The organism is Pandoraea capi (assembly GCF_902459735.1).
Lineage (GTDB): Bacteria > Pseudomonadota > Gammaproteobacteria > Burkholderiales > Burkholderiaceae > Pandoraea > Pandoraea capi.
This window is the reverse complement of the sequence record NZ_CABPRV010000004.1, coordinates 369,932-385,072: the sequence shown is the minus strand read 5'-3', so window position 1 is coordinate 385,072 and position 15,141 is coordinate 369,932. Positions and strand designations below refer to the sequence as shown.

The following is a 15,141-nucleotide window of genomic DNA, read 5'->3' as shown; positions in this document are numbered from 1 at the left end:
TTGCGGGATTTCTGAAATGACTGCTTCCTCCTCATCGTCAGCTTCGTCCACCTCGTCGGCTTCGCTGACGATTCGCGACGCCACCGACGCCGACCTCCCGGTCATCCGCGACATCTATAACGACGCCGTCGAGCACACCACCGCCATCTGGAACGAGGTCCTCGTCGACCTCGATAATCGCCGCGAGTGGTTGGCGGCACGTCTGAAGCGCGGCTATCCGGTGATCGTTGCCGAGCGCGATGGCAAGACCGTGGGCTACGCCTCGTTCGGCGACTGGCGCGCATTCGATGGCTATCGGCACACCGTCGAGCATTCGATCTACATCGACAAGAATGCGCGCGGTGGTGGCCTCGGTGAGGCGCTCATGCTTGCGCTCATCGAGCGGGCGCGCGCACTCGACGTGCACGTGATGATCGCGGCCATCGAAGCCCAGAACGCACCGTCGATTCGTCTGCACGAGAAGCTCGGTTTTCGCATGGTCGGCACGTTCAGCGAAGTCGGCACGAAGTTCGGTCGCTGGCTCGATCTGACGTGCATGGAGTTGCGTATTGCCTGATGTCGGTCTGACGCGCACGTGACGCAAAAAGCACGCGCTGCACAAACTTTTCGATGCCGCTGTGTCCGTCCGGATATAGCGGCATTTCTTATTTGGCATAGCGAACATCACGCATCGCGAATATCGCCCGCTCGTGCCCGCCGCGCGGTGCGCAATGCGTGATGCGACGGGCGCGGTCTCACGCAGTGCGTCATGCCCAACCTTGTCATTCATGGAGTCGGCGTGTAGCCTTGAAACGTCCGGTGTCACTCATGAAGCGTGTTCTCATCGCACTTCCTGAGCGCATCACGGCGCGCGAATGTCACGCATTGTGAACATGCATCGTGGGTCCATATCGTCAGACGTCAGCGATGTACGTGACGTCAGTGCGTGACGATGTGGCCGCGTGAATCGTTGCAGTGCCGTTTTGTCGTTCGGGAATTGCGGGTCGCATTCGTGTTCGTGGCACGTCCCCCCAAAACAAGACGGACGGAACGCATATGCCGCGCCTGCCAAGAAAACACAGTCCATCTGCGGCCGTGTCGAGCGACGACGCTCGTCATGACGCCAGCGCATCCCCCCAATCCTCCCCAAGTGCATCGAACACCACGAGTCCCGAGACGTCGCCCGGATTCGCGTTGACGCGTCGCGGGTTCCTCAAGGCGTCGGTTATCGCGGGGATCTCCGTGTACATCGCGCCGATGGGCAGCCGGGCATTCGCCGCGCTCTTCGAAGACAGGAACCTCACGCCGGTCGCGTGGGACGCCGTCAAGGGACAAGCGAAATTCCGTATCGACGGCACGGCCAAAGTCACCGGCAGCAAGATTTTCGCGCGCGACGTTCGCGCGCGCGACATGCCGGGCTGGCCCGCGCAACAGGCGCATGCCTTCGTGCTGCGCACGACGCTCGCCGACCGTCCCTATCTCGGCTTCGATCTCTCGCGTCTGGATGACGGTCTGCAACCCGATCGTCTGGTGACGGCCGACGATCTCGCACGCGACGGCATCGCCTTCCCCGAGTTCTATGGCGACGACATGCTGCTGCCCACGGGCAAGACGCCCGCCTATCTCGGGCACGCGGTCGCGATTCTGATCTACAAGGATTTCACGCGCTTTCGCTTCGCCAAGGACAAGCTCAAGTTCCACGACGAAATCATTCGTTACGGTGATGTCACCGGCCCGCTGGAACGCGACCCGTGGGGCAGCTTCCGGTACGTGCGTGTGGGTGGCAAGACAGCCTACGACGATGACGTCTACTCCAGTCTGAAGGACGCCCCGATCTTCCCGAGCATGATGCGCAAGCATCTGCCTGTCTGGCCGGATGGTAACGACCACGGCAAACTCGACGAGCAGGGCATGGCGCATGCGGGCAAGATCGGCGACGCGCTCGCGCATCCGCCGGCGAGCTGGCTGGTGATGTCGCGCGAGTACCGCACGCAATCGGTCGACACGGCGGCGCTCGAACCCGATAACGCCAACTGCTGGTACGACGCCGCGACGCAAACGCTGCACATGGTGGTGCCCACGCAGTCGCCGTCGGAAGTGGCGGAGAACGCGGCGGCGATGGCGGCGAAAGGGCACTTTCCGGTCAGGCGTCTGATTGTCTATCCGTGCTACACGGTCGGCTACGGCTCGAAGGATCACTACAACATGCCGTTCTACGGACTGGCCGCCGCGATGTACGGCGACGGCCTGCCGGTGCGGCTCGCCAACGACCGCTACGAACAGTTTCAGACGTCGCTCAAGCGCCACGCCTTCACGATGCGCTATCGCATCGGCGTCGACAAAGAGAGCGGCATGCTTCAGGCGTTCGCAGCCGACATGGAGTGCAACGGCGGCGGCCGCATGAACTTCTCGCCCTCGGTGGCGATGGTGGGTGCTACGGCCGCGCAGTCGATCTACTACTTCCCGCAAAGCGATCTGGCGAGCGTGGCGATTGCCTCGCGCGCGATCGATGCGGGCTCGGCGCGCGGCTACGGCACGTTGCAGTCGATGGCGGCCACCGAGATGATGATCGACGAGATGGCCGCGCAACTCGGTCTCGACGCGATCGACTTCCGCATGAAGAACGCATTGCGCTCGGGCATGAAGAACACGCAGGGTGCGATCCCCGCCGGGGCGGTGCGGGTCGACGAAGTGCTCGCCCGCGCGAAGGCACATCCATTGTGGACGCAGCGCGACAAGAAGAAAGCCGAGTATGAAGCCGCGCATCCGGGGCGTCGCTACGGCGTGGGATTCGCGTGTGTGCAGAAGGACTTCGGCACGGGCGCGGAGACGTCGTTTGCGCGCGTGGAGTTCGACGAGACCGGCAAGATTTCGCTGCACCACACGGCGGCGGAGATCGGTACAGGAACGTCTACGTCGCAGGCGGTGGCGGTGGCGAAATGGCTGGGCATGCCCGCGACGGACGTGCATATCGCCATCACCGACTGGCCGGAACTGCCGGTCGTCACGAGTGGCGATCCGTACCTGATGTCGCAGGGCGATCAGGACAAGCTCGCGGCGAACCCGCGCTGGTCGCCGGGGTATGCGTCGCCGTCGAGCGCTACGAACTCCGCGTTTTATTTCACGCACAGCACGCGCGAAGCCGCGCGTCTGCTGTTCCTGCAGGGCCTCTGGCCGGCGGCGCTGTCGATCTGGCGACGGGGGCTGGGCGGCGGTCAGGCCGCACCGCTCGTGGTGCGCGCCGAAGACGCGCGCTGGGTCGAGGGCAAGCTTTCCGCGGCCGGGCTCGAAGCGCTGCCGTTCGCCGTGCTCGCGAAGACGGCCCACGATCTGGGACTCGCCACGGGCGCGACGGTGCACGTGTTCAACCGCTGGCAGTGGGCCGAAGCCGACTGGGATCTGGGCGACGGTGTGACGCAGCGCCTGCCGGTCGACGGCATTGCGCTGCGTTTCGGCAAGGGCGGGGCGAACCCGGCGGCTACGGCAGCACAGACGCAGGCGGTGCAGGCCCCCGCGGCGAAGGCTGCGCATCGCAGCGGTAATGCGCCGGCGAAGTCGGCCGCCGCATCCGCATCGCAGGGCGCGAAAGGCGCGCAGTCGGCCAACGCGAGCGCCACGAATGCCATAGGGGCGCAAGTCGCGGCACCCGTGCCCGCCACCGGCTATCGGACTTTCGACCGCAAGCGCGTCTATTACCCGCCGGTGCAGCGCAACAACGCGGCCGTGACGTACTACAGCGCGGTAGGCACGCTCGTCGAATTGTCCGTGCACGAAGCGTCGGGCAAGGTCGAACTGATTTCGCATCACTCGATCATGGAGTGCGGCAATCAGATTTCGCCGCAACTCGTCTCGGGGCAACTGCAAGGCGGGCTCGCGATGGGCATCGGCCATGCGTTGCACGAATACCTGCCGCTGTACGAAGACGGCCCCGGCAATGGCACGTGGAACTTCAACCGTTATCACCTGCCGCGCGCGGTGGACGTCGCGGTGTGGACGCAAACGGGCGAAGTGCTGCCGCCGATCTCAGAGACCGACGTGCCCAAGGGCATCGCCGAAGTGGTGATGATTCCCGTGGTGGGCGCCATTGTGAACGGCCTCGCGCACGCGATCGGCCATCGATTTACTGATTTGCCGGTGACGCCGGAGAAGATCCAGGAGGTACTGGCATGACGGACACAACGAACGCACCGGGCGCGGTGAGCGCACCACAGGCGGCGTCAGACGCGAACGCGACGGCGGCATCGGCTTCCGCGGCGTCTGCTGCGTCTGCGGCCGCCGCGACGCAACCCATGAGCAGCGCGAGTGCTGCACCGGTTTCGACGCCGTCGAATGGCAAGAAACCGTGGGAAACGTTACCCGTGACGGTGAAAGTCAACGGCGTGTCGCACGGTCCGATGGACGTGCCCGCCGGCCTGATGATGATCGACTTCCTGCACGAGACGCTGGGGCTGACCGGCTCCCGTCTGGGGTGCGGGCAGGGCATCTGCCATGCGTGCGTGGTGATCGTCGATCATGCCGACGGCAGCAGTGAGACGGTGCGTAGCTGCATCACCGGTGCGAACTATTTCGACGGGAAGACGGTACGCACGGTGGAAGGGCACGCCACGCGCGACGCCGACGGCAAGGTGTCGCTCGCGCCGATCCAGCAGGCGTTCCTCGATCATTTCAGCTTCCAGTGCGGCTACTGCACCCCGGGGTTCGTGAATGCGGCGACGGTGCTGATCGAGCGGCTGAAGCGTCAACCGATTGCACGGGCGGATCTTGAAGCCGCGATCACCGAAGGGCTCAACGATCAGATCTGCCGGTGCACGGGTTATGTGCGCTATTACGAGGCCGTGCGCGACGTTGTGCTGAAGACGCCCGGTTGCATCAAGGACGCGAAGTGAGGGGGCGCGAAATGACAGGAACCACCATGCATTCGACTCGCGCCTCCCGCGGATCTCGCGTCTCCCGATGGGGGCTGCGCGTGGCGTGTCTCGCCACTGTGTTGCTCGTCACCGCGTGCAACGACTCGAACACGCCGAAGCCGCCCGAGCCGACGCAACCGCCGAAGCCGAAGACGTCGATGATCCCGTCGCTCGTGACGAACGCGATGGCAGCGGACGCCCCGGCAGCGGCGAGCGCACCGGCGGCGTCTGCGGCTACATCGGCAGCGTCGGCACCGGCGGCATCGGCCAGCGAGCCTGCGGCGAAAGCGTCGTCGGCAACGGTTGCCCCGACGTCCGCGCCAGCATCGCAGGCCCCGTCCGAACTGATCACGCGCGGCAAGTATCTGGCGCGTGCGGCAGACTGCGCGGCGTGTCATACGAGCGCAGACGGTGCGCCGTTCGCGGGGGGCGTGCCGCTCAAGTCGCCGTTCGGCACGTTCTACGGGACCAACATCACGCCGGACAAGACGAACGGCATCGGCGGATGGACGGCAGACGAGTTCTACCGCGCGTTGCACGATGGCGTGGCGCCGGACAAGGTGCTGTATCCCGCCATGCCGTACACGTCGTACCGGCAGATGACGCGCGCGGACAGCGACGCCATCTACGCTTATCTGATGTCGGTGAAACCGGCCGCCGTGCCCAACCGCAAACACGACCTCTCGTTCCCGTACAACATGCGCTTCGCCATGCGCGCGTGGGACTGGATGTTCCTGAAGGACACGTTGCCCGACGCATCGAAAGGCCAGTCGGCCGACTGGCTGCGCGGACGCTACCTCGCCAACGCCCTCGGCCATTGCGCGGAGTGCCACACCCCGCGCGGCACCTTCGGGCAGCTCGACAAGGCGAAGCCGCTCGGCGGCGCGGCGCTCGCGCGTATCGCGGCGCCCGATCTGACGCCCGACGCGCTGGCGGCACGCGGCTGGACGGTGAAGGATCTGCAAACGTTCTTCGGCACCGGCATCGCGCCGCAAGGCTCGGCGTTCGGCGAGATGTATCCGGTGGTGCATCTGAGTACGCAGTATCTGACGGGAGACGATCTGCGTGCATTGTCGACGTACCTGCTCGGCGATGCGCCGCCGGCCCCGAAGCCGCTGCCGGAGCATCCCGATACGAGCAAGCTGATGGCGGGCCGTAACCTGTATCTCGCCGTTTGCGCCGGCTGCCACGCAGCCGACGGCACCGGCAAGCCGCACGTGGCCGTATCGATGCTGGGCAATTCGACGGTGCGTCAGAAGGATCCGCGCAATCTGATCGTCACGATTCTCGATGGGGTCGAGGCGCAGAAATTCCCGGGACTCGAAGCAATGCAGGACATGCCGGGCTTCGACAGACGGCTCACCGACGCGCAGATCTCGGAGCTGTCGAACTACCTGCGCGTGGCGTACGGCGGGCAGGCGGGCGACGTGAATTCCGAGATCGTCAAGCAACTGCGTCAGAAGTAAATCGCAAGCCATGCCGGCGTCGTCCGACGCTGTGCGACATATCGGACGTGGCGGGACATGGCGCATAATGACGCGCCATGTCCCGCACACAACGTCTCTTTTCCCTGATGCAGTTGCTACGCCGTCACCGCTATCCGGTGGCGGGGGCGGCGCTCGCCACTTCGCTCGGCGTGAGCTTGCGCACGCTCTATCGGGACATCGCCGAATTGCAGTCGCAAGGCGCGCACATCGAAGGCGCGCCGGGGCTGGGCTACGTGCTCAAGCCGGGGTTCATGCTGCCGCCGCTGATGTTCTCGGAAGAGGAAATCGAGGCGATCGTGCTCGGCTCGCGCTGGGTCGCGAAGCGCACCGACGGGGCGCTGGCGGACGCCGCCGCGAACGCGCTGGCGAAGATCGCCGCCGTGCTGCCGTCGGATCTGCGCACGTCGCTGGAGGCGTCGACATTGCTCATCGGGCCGGGCGATCCGTTGCCGCCGATGATCGTCGAGCTGACCGACATTCGTGAGGCCATTCGCGCCGAACGCAAACTCCATCTCTCCTACCGCGACGAAGCGGGACGCCTGTCGGAGCGCGTCGTCTGGCCGTTCGCACTCGGCTTCTTCGACCGTGTTCGCATGATTCTGGCGTGGTGCGAATTGCGCGACGATTTTCGCAGCTTCCGCTGTGATCGTATCGAGGCGATGGCGGTGACCGTAACGCGTTACCCGCGCGGGCGTCGCGCGTTGCTCAAAGCGTGGCGCGAGACGACGGGCAAGGATTGAGTTGCCGTCGGTTTTGCATGTGTCGGCGGTGTGACGGACGGTGCAAAAGCCGTTCGTCGATGCGTTTCAAATCGGTGTTTTGCTGCTGACAAAAACTGACAGCATCCCTTCGTACGATGACGTTCATGACAACGCAGGACGGCATTCGATTCGCCAGCGATCGAAGCGGCGTTGTCCATAAAAACTTCATCGATAACGAACGACAGGAGCTCGTCATGCTGCATCCCGACATGATCAATTTGTACGTTGCCAGCCCGCCCGAAAGCGCGGGTTTCTATTCGGATCTGTTCGATCTGGAACCGGTGGAAGCGTCGCCGGGATTTGCGTTGTTTGCTTTTCCCTCGGGGATGAAGCTCGGCCTGTGGGCGCGCTTCTCCGTGGCGCCGACGGCGATTGCGCCGCCGGGCGGTAGCGAGGTGGTGTTCCCGGTGGCGTCGTATGCACACGTCGACGCGACGTGGGAGGACTGGAGTTCGCGAGGCATCACGATTCTTCAGGCGCCGACGACGATGGACTTCGGCCGCACGTTCGTCGCGTCCGATCCGGATGGGCATCGTCTGCGTGTTTACCGCCTTGCCGAGAATCGTTGATCCGAACGCCAAATCTACGACAACGGCCTATATGACGAGGCCGTTGTCGTTCTCCTCCACCGCAACATTTACTTCGTCGACGCGGTTTTCACGAGCACCGGCGAATCGCGGTACTGCGTGGGGAAAATGCGCTTGAGGTCCTTCACCTTCGGCAGATCGTTGATGACGATGTACGGATAGGTCGGGTGCTCCGTGAGGAAGTCCTGGTGATACGTCTCGGCAGCGTAGAAACCCGTGTACTTCTCGACCTTCGTGGCAATGGGCTTGTTGTAGGCGTGCGAGGCGTCCAGCTGAGCGATGTAGGCGGTGGCGACCTGGCGCTGTGCATCGGTCATCGGGAAGACGGCCGAGCGGTATTGCGTGCCGCTGTCCGGGCCCTGGCGGTTCACCTCCGTGGGGTTATGCGCCACCGAGAAGTAGATTTGCAGCAGCTTGCCGTAAGACACCTGCTGCGGATCGAACGTCACCTGCACCGATTCGGCATGTCCGGTCGAGCCCGTGCTGACGGTCTCATAGTCGGCCGTCTTGGCAGTGCCGCCGGCATAGCCCGACTCGGCCTTCGTCACGCCCTTCACGTGCTGGAAGACACCCTGCACGCCCCAGAAGCAGCCGCCGGCGAAGACCGCCGTTTCGGTGCGGGCGCCCGTCGACGGTTCGTCGAGCTTCGGCGCGGCAATGACCACGGCATCCTCGGCGCCAAAGGCGAACGCCCCCGATTGCCACACGAAGACCCCGGCGGCGACGGCGGCCGTGCCGATCAGGGCGCGTCGCAAGTGCGAGATCGGTGACGTCTTGCGGCGCGATGTGGCGGCATCGTGATGGAGCGGTTGCTGCTGTTGCTGCTGTTGTTGCCGTTGTTGTGAATCGAACTTGGTCATCTTAAGACTCCCGGCGTCGACGGACGCCTCGGTTGCGGTGTTGTTAGGGTCGGTATGGCCTTGTACGGCCTTGTACGGCGTTAGTGAGTCATGGTTTTTCGATCACCCGAACGTGAAGGCGTAGGCAGATGCCCCGGCGTCGAGAAACTCGATGCTGAACGTGTGGTCGCGCACGTCGCCCTTTTGACGGACCAGTTGATACAGACGCTGCGAGGTCACCGTGCCGGTGCCGTCGGCCGCGACGTCGGTGCCATGCGCTTCGCCCGGGGCCTCGCCGTCGACGCTCACACGGAAGCGCACGGGCTTGCCGCTGGCGTCGGGGCCAAGCACGAGGTGCAGGTCGCGTGCATGGAAGCGGTAGACGATGCGTGCGCCAACCTGCGTTGCCGTCGCCTGCTCAGGGCCGACCTTCCATTGCCCGGCCAGTCCCCAGTGGTTGAGCGACGGCATCGACGGGGCGCGGTACTCGTTCACGGCATCCTTCACGGCACCGCCCGGCGACGCGAAGTTCTCGGCACGTTCGTAACCGACGTACGTTTCCGGCGACTTCACGTCGCCCGTGTCGGCGGCTTGTTGTACGCCGTTGGCCTTGACGTCCGTGATGCTGTCGGCGACCTGCTTGGCGCCGGCTTCACGCAGCAGTTGCTGGATCACGCGCTCCGACTCGGCGTAGTTGCCCTCACCGAAGTGGTGGTAACGCACGCGGCCCTGCGCATCGACGAAGTAGTGCGCCGGCCAATACTGATTATTGAAGCCGCGCCAGATGGCGTAGTTGTTGTCGATGGCGACCGGATAGTCGACGCCGAGATCGTGCACGGCTTTCTTCACGTTGCCGATGTCGCGCTCGAAGGCGAATTCCGGTGCGTGTACGCCGATGACGACGAGCCCCTGATCGCGATACTTTTGTGCCCACGCTTTCACGTACGGCAGCGTGCGCAGGCAGTTGATGCAGGAGTAGGTCCAGAAGTCGATGAGCACGACCTTGCCACGCAGTGCCTGTGCGGTGAGCGGCGGCGAATTGAGCCATTGCACGGCACCATCGAGCGAGGGCAACTGGCCTTCGACGGGCAGCGGTGCGGGCTCGCTCGCTGCGGTGCGAACCATGGCATTGCTCGCGGCCATCATGGCGGGTCCACCGGCAGCGTTGTTCGTGCTGTTCGTGCCATTGCCAGCGTCTGCCGTCGGGGTATCGGCGGCGGCGTTGTTGGCGCTATTGCCGTTGTTCCCGCCATTCGCTGCATTGCCTCGTCCGCCCAGTTGGTCGACCAGACGCTGTTCGATCCCGCCGGTCGACGCCGTCGATAATTGGGCGAGTACGCCCGTGTCGAGACCCAGCGCAATCGCACCGACGCCTGCGAGCATCAGGCCGCCCAGCACGCGGCGAATCCATTCGCCTGCGCCGAGGGAGCGCTTCATGCTGGCGAAGACGCGTCCGCCGACGAGCAACGCGAGTGCGAGCGAGGTCGCTGCACCTGCCGCGTAAGCGATCAGCAGCAACGTGGTGCCGACGCTCGCGCCTTGCAGGGCGGCGCCGGTGAGCACCAGACCGAGAATCGGGCCTGCGCAGGGCGCCCACAGCAGACCGGTGGCGATGCCGAGCAGGAACGAGGCGCCCGGGCCGGCACCCTTCGGTTCGCCATCGGGGGTTGTGCCGTCGCCTTGTGCGGACTGCGTCAGACGATTGCCGAGCGACACGAGCGGGTGCGTCAGGCGTTCGGCCAGTTTCGGGAACAGCAGCGTCGCACCGAAGATGGCGACGAGCGCGAGGGCGAGCCAGCGTCCGTACTGGTTGGCCTGCACGACCCAGTTACCGCCGACGGCGGCGAGCGTGGCGACGACCGCGAACATCAGCACCATGCCGGCGAGCATGGGCAGCACGCTGCGCGAGAACGACTGGCCGGCGCGCGAGAACACGAACGGCAGCACCGGCAAGATGCACGGGCTGACGATCGTCAGAATCCCACCGAGGTAGGCAAGGATGAGCAAAGTCATGAAGCGCTCCTTGGGCGACGTCCGACCTTCGGACGGTGCGAGTTTTTATAGAGTGAGCGGTGAGTCGGGACCGGCTTCAGCCGGGACGGTGCTTCTCTTCATTGCCTGAGTGCCGCTGCGGGTCTCGTCGCTTGCCATCGGGCTGGCTGGCGGGACCCGTGCGGGCACTCAGGCGGCTTGCGGGAGGAATGTCATCGCCAGACCGTTCATGCAGTAGCGCAGGCCGGTCGGCTTCGGGCCGTCGTCGAATACGTGACCCAGATGGCCGCCGCAACGGCTGCAATGGACTTCGGTGCGAATCATCCCGAACGTGGTGTCGGTGCGGGTGCCCACGGCCTTGTCGAGCGGGGTCCAGAAGCTCGGCCAGCCGGTATGGCTGTCGAACTTGGTGCGCGACGAGAACAGCGGCTGTGCACAGCCCGCGCACGCGAAGGTGCCGGCGCGGTGTTCGTCGTTCAGCGGGCTGGAATACGGGCGTTCGGTGCCTTCCTGACGCAGGATTTCGTACTGTCCGGGCGAGAGACGCTTGCGCCATTCGGCGTCGCTGAAGGCGACCTCGAAATGTGCCGATGCGCCCGCACGGCGGCTGTCGTCGGCAAAGGCCGGACGCACCAGACGCGGTACCAGTCCGGCGGCTGCTGCGGCGGCAGCAGCGCTCGCGCTCAGCAGGAAGAGACGGCGGGCAGGCGTAGCCCCGGCGTCGGCGGCGCCGGATTGCGCGCTCTGGCGCGGCGCCGGCGAGTGTTTTGCCTCAAGCGCCTGGATCGGCTTGCGTGGCTTGGGCGGGTACAAATCGGACAATCTCATGACATCCTCCGGTCAGTGGGACGATCCGGGGTGGGCTGGCCCCGCCGCAGCAAAAACGGGGAGCGCGACGGCGGTGGTACGGCACAGAGGGGATCCACGCCGGATCGATGACTGAAGGGTAGTGCGCGAGCGATGGCAAAGTCCTCACGTAAAATTAAACAATTCGTGATACCTGCGAGCGCCGGTTCTGCGCACAATGGGAGCCGTTAGCATCTGCTAATACGCTGCTATCAGGGCGCTAAAGTGCCGCTAGCATCGGTTATCATCCGCCGCCCTCACTTTTCGGGAGCCACCCGTTCGATGGAATCGCCGCGCCGTGTTCTGCTCGTCGAAGACGACGTGCATATCGCCGACCTGCTCACGCTGCATCTGCGCGACGAGCGCTTTGAAGTCGTGCATTGCGCCGACGGCAACGAGGGCTTGCGCCGTCTGGCCGAAGGCGGATGGGATGCGCTGATTCTCGATCTGATGCTGCCGGGCGTCGACGGGCTTGAGATCTGCCGCCGGGCGCGTGAAATGACCCGTTACACCCCCATCATCATTACGAGCGCCCGCTCCAGCGAGGTGCACCGCATTCTCGGGCTGGAGCTGGGCGCGGACGACTATCTCGCCAAGCCGTTTTCCGTGCTGGAGCTGGTGGCGCGGGTCAAGGCGCTCATGCGCCGTGTCGACGCCCTGGCGCGCAACGCCCGCATGGAAGCGGGCAGTCTGGCGATCGCGGGTCTCTTCATCGATCCGATCGCCCGCGAGGCGTCGCTCGCCGGCAAGCTGCTGGATCTCACGCCGCGCGAGTTCGATCTGCTGTATTTCTTCGCTCGCCAGCCCGGCAAGGTGTTCTCGCGCATGGATCTGCTCAACGCCGTGTGGGGGTATCAGCACGAGGGCTACGAGCACACCGTCAACACGCACATCAACCGGTTGCGCGCGAAGATCGAGGCCGATCCGGCGCAGCCGACGCGCATCCTGACGGTGTGGGGCCGTGGCTACAAGTTCGCGAACGACGGCGCACCCGATGGCGCGGGTGGCGCCGGTGGCGAGGCAGGAGCTGCGTGATGCGTCGCTGGAATCTCACACTGACTCAACGCCTGTCGGTCGTTTTCGCAGTCCTGCTGCTGATTTGCAGCGGCACGTCCGCATGGATGCAGGTGCAGGCGAACCGCATGCACGAAGCCGAAGTAATTCAGGGGCTGTCGCGCGGGCTGGCCGAACATATCGCCGCGAACGCGCAACTGATGGACGCGAACGGCATGAAGCCCGACGCCGTGCGGCGTCTGTTCGGGCAACTCATGGTCGTGAACCCGAGCGTCGAGGTCTATCTGCTCGACGAACAGGGCCGCATCACCGGGCACGCCGCACCGGAGGGACGCCTGCGACGCACGCAGGTCGACCTCGGGCCGGTGCATCAACTGATCGATGGCGAAGCGCTGCCGATTTACGGCGACGATCCGCGCAACAGCGATGTGCGCAAAGTGTTCAGCGCGGCCCCGTTGCGTGTGGATGGGCGCGAAGTCGGCTACGTGTACGTGGTGCTGTTGGGTGAGGCGCACGACCGCTTCGCCGAGCGTGGCGCGACGAGCGCGGCACTGAACACGGCGCTGTGGTCGATCGGACTGGTGGCGGCGTTGTGCCTGATCGCCGGTCTGGCGGCGTTCGCGCTCATCACGCGCCCATTGCGTCGCCTGACCGATACCGTGCGCGAATTCGATATCGACGCCGCACCGCCGGTTGCCGCGCCCGCCCCCATGTCGTCGATGTCGGCCGAGGAACTGGCGGCACAGCAGTCGCGGCCCAGCGACGAAATCATGGTGCTGGAGCGTGCTTTCCGTCAGATGGCCGAGCGGCTGGGCACGCAGTGGCGCACGTTGACGCGTCAGGATCAGGAGCGGCGCGAACTCATCGCCAACATCTCCCACGATCTGCGAACGCCGCTTTCGTCGATGCACGGCTATCTGGAGACGCTCTCGCTCAAGGACGCCACGCTCACGCCCGCCGAGCGGCGGCGCTATCTGGGCATCGCGTTGGATCAGAGCCGTAAGGTGGGCGCGCTGGCGCAGTCGCTGTTCGAGCTGGCGCGTCTGGAGCACGGGTTCGTGCAACCCGAGGCGGAGCCGTTCTCGGTGACGGATCTGATTCAGGACGTCTTCCAGAAATTCGAACTGAGCGCTGAGTCGCGCGGCGTGGCATTGCGCGCACAACTGGCCCCGCAGATTCCGGCCGCCCGCGCCGATCTCGGACTGATCGAGCGCGTGTTCACGAACCTGCTGGAAAACGCGTTGCGCTATACGCCGTCGGGCGGGGAGATCACGGTGGCGGTGGCGCCGGTCGGCTCGGAAATCGAGGTGCGCGTGAGCGACACGGGGCCGGGCATTCCGGAGAATGCGCGCGAAGGGCTCTTCGAGCGTCCCTTTACGGTAGGCGGCGCTCGCCGTGAAGGCGGGCTCGGATTGCGGATCGTGCACCGTATCCTGCAACTGCACGACCGGCGCATCACGTTAATGGATACGACCGGTCAGGCGGGGCAGGGCGCAACGTTCCGCTTTACTTTGCCGACGTAAGCGCGTTGCCGGTGGCGGCAGAAGCTGCCGCAGGCAACGCCACCGTTGTGGCTGGGGGCGTTGCAGTCACTGCCGGTGCCGAAACGACAGGCAGGGTCGGGGCGGGCATCGATGCACCGTTCGAGCCATTCGCGCCAATTGAGCCATTGAGTGCGACACCGGTTGCCGCGTCGAAATACGTCAGCTTGCGCACGAAAACGTTGGCAAACGGGTCGACCCTGTCGCCGGGCGATGTGATGACGATGCGCACGATGTTGCCGTGGCTGTCGTACTTGTAGTGATACTCGGACACGTGACGCTCGCCGGTTGCCGCATCGGTGCGGGTGACGCGCATCAGCTCGTGTTTCGGAGAATATTCCGAGACCTCGTTGTCCCAGGCCAGCGGTAGCCACTGTCCGTCGATAAAGGCCGAAGCGCCGTTATCACGCACGATACGGCCACCATCGGCCTTGCGCTCGACGCTCGCAAAGGTGCGATACGACACCATCTTCGGGGCGGGACGTGCCCGGCCATCCGCCGTGATCACCCGCCGGGCTTCGTTCGGCGCTTCCCACTGACGCGACAACGCGAAGCACTCGTCGTCGAACTGTCGTGCCTGCACGGTGCCCGGGCGGCGGTGATGCAGGCTGTTTGACGCGGACACGATGCTGCGCGTCCATTCCAGGTGCCCATCCTCCTGACGCACCTGCTCCTTCCATGCCGGATGGCGCACCGCGTGCACGATCCACGCGTCGGGCCCCTCCCAGTCTACGGTTGCACCGTCGATGCTGTGCAGTCGACCGTCCGCGCCGTAGGTGTAACGGCCACGATCGGTGCTGGCGAGCAGATGACCTTGCGGGTCGAACTCCATCACGATGCGGTTGCCGTTATCGAGCGAGCCGACCTTGCCGGTCGCGCGGTCGTAGCTGGCGATGAAGCGCGTTTCCTCGATTTTGCGAACGCCGGCGGGAATGCCGCCGAAGTTGCGCATCAGGTCGTCTTCTTCGCGAAGGGAGGTTTGCACGCACCACGGCAGCGGTGTGACGGGCTGAGCCGCTTCGACGGCGGTGGCCGGGGTGGCGGCGTTCGCGGGCGCCGATACCGGCGTATGCGTCACTTTCTGGCTGGCCGGGGCGGTGCCCGGCGGTGTGCTGGCGCAGCCGGCGAGCACGGCGGTGAGTGTGGCGAGTGCAAGAGCACCGCGCATGGGACGTAAAGAAAGCATGG

The 15,141-nt window shown here is 65.2% G+C and carries 12 protein-coding genes; 8 read left to right on the top strand and 4 right to left on the bottom strand.

The genetic code is table 11. The features are described from left to right. Window positions 1–16: 16 nt before the first annotated feature. The 6 genes from PCA20602_RS11750 to PCA20602_RS11725 all read left to right on the top strand — a co-directional run bounded on the left by PCA20602_RS11750 (window position 17) and on the right by PCA20602_RS11725 (window position 7,703). On the top strand, window positions 17–556 hold the full coding sequence (locus PCA20602_RS11750; protein ID WP_150721368.1) for a GNAT family N-acetyltransferase: 540 nt from the start codon (window positions 17–19) through the stop codon (window positions 554–556). 479 nt (window positions 557–1,035) lie between these two features. After that, on the top strand, window positions 1,036–4,149 hold the full coding sequence (locus PCA20602_RS11745; protein WP_246182136.1) for a xanthine dehydrogenase family protein molybdopterin-binding subunit: 3,114 nt from the start codon (window positions 1,036–1,038) through the stop codon (window positions 4,147–4,149). After that, entirely contained in the window at window positions 4,146–4,865 is a 720-nt protein-coding gene (locus PCA20602_RS11740) for a (2Fe-2S)-binding protein (protein WP_174980996.1), read from the top strand. The genes PCA20602_RS11745 and PCA20602_RS11740 overlap by 4 nt, the downstream gene beginning before the upstream one ends. Window positions 4,866–5,071: 206 nt before the next feature. Continuing rightward, on the top strand, window positions 5,072–6,352 hold the full coding sequence (locus PCA20602_RS11735) for a c-type cytochrome (protein WP_150721406.1): 1,281 nt from the start codon (window positions 5,072–5,074) through the stop codon (window positions 6,350–6,352). Between the two features lie 77 nt (window positions 6,353–6,429). After that, window positions 6,430–7,113, top strand: a complete 684-nt coding sequence (locus PCA20602_RS11730) for a helix-turn-helix transcriptional regulator (RefSeq protein WP_150721367.1) — start codon at window positions 6,430–6,432, stop codon at window positions 7,111–7,113. Window positions 7,114–7,328: 215 nt separating this feature from the next. Beyond that, window positions 7,329–7,703, top strand: coding sequence for a VOC family protein (locus tag PCA20602_RS11725; RefSeq protein ID WP_069343983.1), 375 nt, complete (start codon window positions 7,329–7,331; stop codon window positions 7,701–7,703). 68 nt (window positions 7,704–7,771) lie between these two features. Here PCA20602_RS11725 and msrA read toward each other — a convergent pair whose 3' ends face one another. From msrA to msrB, 3 genes are all read right to left on the bottom strand, one after another. After that, window positions 7,772–8,581 carry a peptide-methionine (S)-S-oxide reductase MsrA gene (gene msrA / locus PCA20602_RS11720; protein ID WP_150721366.1) on the bottom strand — a complete coding sequence of 270 codons (810 nt, stop codon included), beginning with the start codon at window positions 8,579–8,581 and terminating at the stop codon, window positions 7,772–7,774. 102 nt (window positions 8,582–8,683) lie between these two features. Beyond that, complete coding sequence (locus PCA20602_RS11715) at window positions 8,684–10,573, bottom strand: cytochrome c biogenesis protein DipZ (protein WP_150721365.1); 1,890 nt, start codon at window positions 10,571–10,573, stop codon at window positions 8,684–8,686. Between the two features lie 168 nt (window positions 10,574–10,741). Continuing rightward, window positions 10,742–11,380, bottom strand: coding sequence for a peptide-methionine (R)-S-oxide reductase MsrB (gene msrB, locus PCA20602_RS11710; RefSeq protein ID WP_174980995.1), 639 nt, complete (start codon window positions 11,378–11,380; stop codon window positions 10,742–10,744). A gap of 300 nt (window positions 11,381–11,680) precedes the next feature. Between msrB and PCA20602_RS11705 the strand changes: the two genes are divergently transcribed. Both PCA20602_RS11705 and PCA20602_RS11700 read left to right on the top strand, forming a co-directional pair. After that, entirely contained in the window at window positions 11,681–12,433 is a 753-nt protein-coding gene (locus PCA20602_RS11705; protein WP_150721364.1) for a response regulator transcription factor, read from the top strand. Beyond that, window positions 12,433–13,935: a sensor histidine kinase gene (locus PCA20602_RS11700; protein WP_150721363.1), complete on the top strand. Its 1,503-nt coding sequence runs from the start codon at window positions 12,433–12,435 to the stop codon at window positions 13,933–13,935. Before PCA20602_RS11705 ends, PCA20602_RS11700 begins: the two co-directional genes overlap by 1 nt. Here the strand turns inward: PCA20602_RS11700 and PCA20602_RS11695 are convergent. Beyond that, window positions 13,919–15,121, bottom strand: coding sequence for a hypothetical protein (locus tag PCA20602_RS11695; RefSeq protein WP_150721362.1), 1,203 nt, complete (start codon window positions 15,119–15,121; stop codon window positions 13,919–13,921). The two genes, PCA20602_RS11700 and PCA20602_RS11695, sit on opposite strands and share 17 nt — an antisense overlap. Window positions 15,122–15,141 lie beyond the last annotated feature (20 nt).

Bases quoted from the DNA above. Each gene is read 5' to 3' on its own strand.
- PCA20602_RS11750 (WP_150721368.1), top strand. From the start codon at position 17: ATGACTGCTTCCTCCTCATCGTCAGCTTCGTCCACCTCGTCGGCTTCG.
- PCA20602_RS11745 (WP_246182136.1), top strand. From the start codon at position 1,036: ATGCCGCGCCTGCCAAGAAAACACAGTCCATCTGCGGCCGTGTCGAGC.
- PCA20602_RS11740 (WP_174980996.1), top strand. From the start codon at position 4,146: ATGACGGACACAACGAACGCACCGGGCGCGGTGAGCGCACCACAGGCG.
- PCA20602_RS11735 (WP_150721406.1), top strand. From the start codon at position 5,072: ATGGCAGCGGACGCCCCGGCAGCGGCGAGCGCACCGGCGGCGTCTGCG.
- PCA20602_RS11730 (WP_150721367.1), top strand. From the start codon at position 6,430: ATGTCCCGCACACAACGTCTCTTTTCCCTGATGCAGTTGCTACGCCGT.
- PCA20602_RS11725 (WP_069343983.1), top strand. From the start codon at position 7,329: ATGCTGCATCCCGACATGATCAATTTGTACGTTGCCAGCCCGCCCGAA.
- msrA (WP_150721366.1), bottom strand. From the start codon at position 8,581: ATGACCAAGTTCGATTCACAACAACGGCAACAACAGCAGCAACAGCAG.
- PCA20602_RS11715 (WP_150721365.1), bottom strand. From the start codon at position 10,573: ATGACTTTGCTCATCCTTGCCTACCTCGGTGGGATTCTGACGATCGTC.
- msrB (WP_174980995.1), bottom strand. From the start codon at position 11,380: ATGAGATTGTCCGATTTGTACCCGCCCAAGCCACGCAAGCCGATCCAG.
- PCA20602_RS11705 (WP_150721364.1), top strand. From the start codon at position 11,681: ATGGAATCGCCGCGCCGTGTTCTGCTCGTCGAAGACGACGTGCATATC.
- PCA20602_RS11700 (WP_150721363.1), top strand. From the start codon at position 12,433: ATGCGTCGCTGGAATCTCACACTGACTCAACGCCTGTCGGTCGTTTTC.
- PCA20602_RS11695 (WP_150721362.1), bottom strand. From the start codon at position 15,121: ATGCGCGGTGCTCTTGCACTCGCCACACTCACCGCCGTGCTCGCCGGC.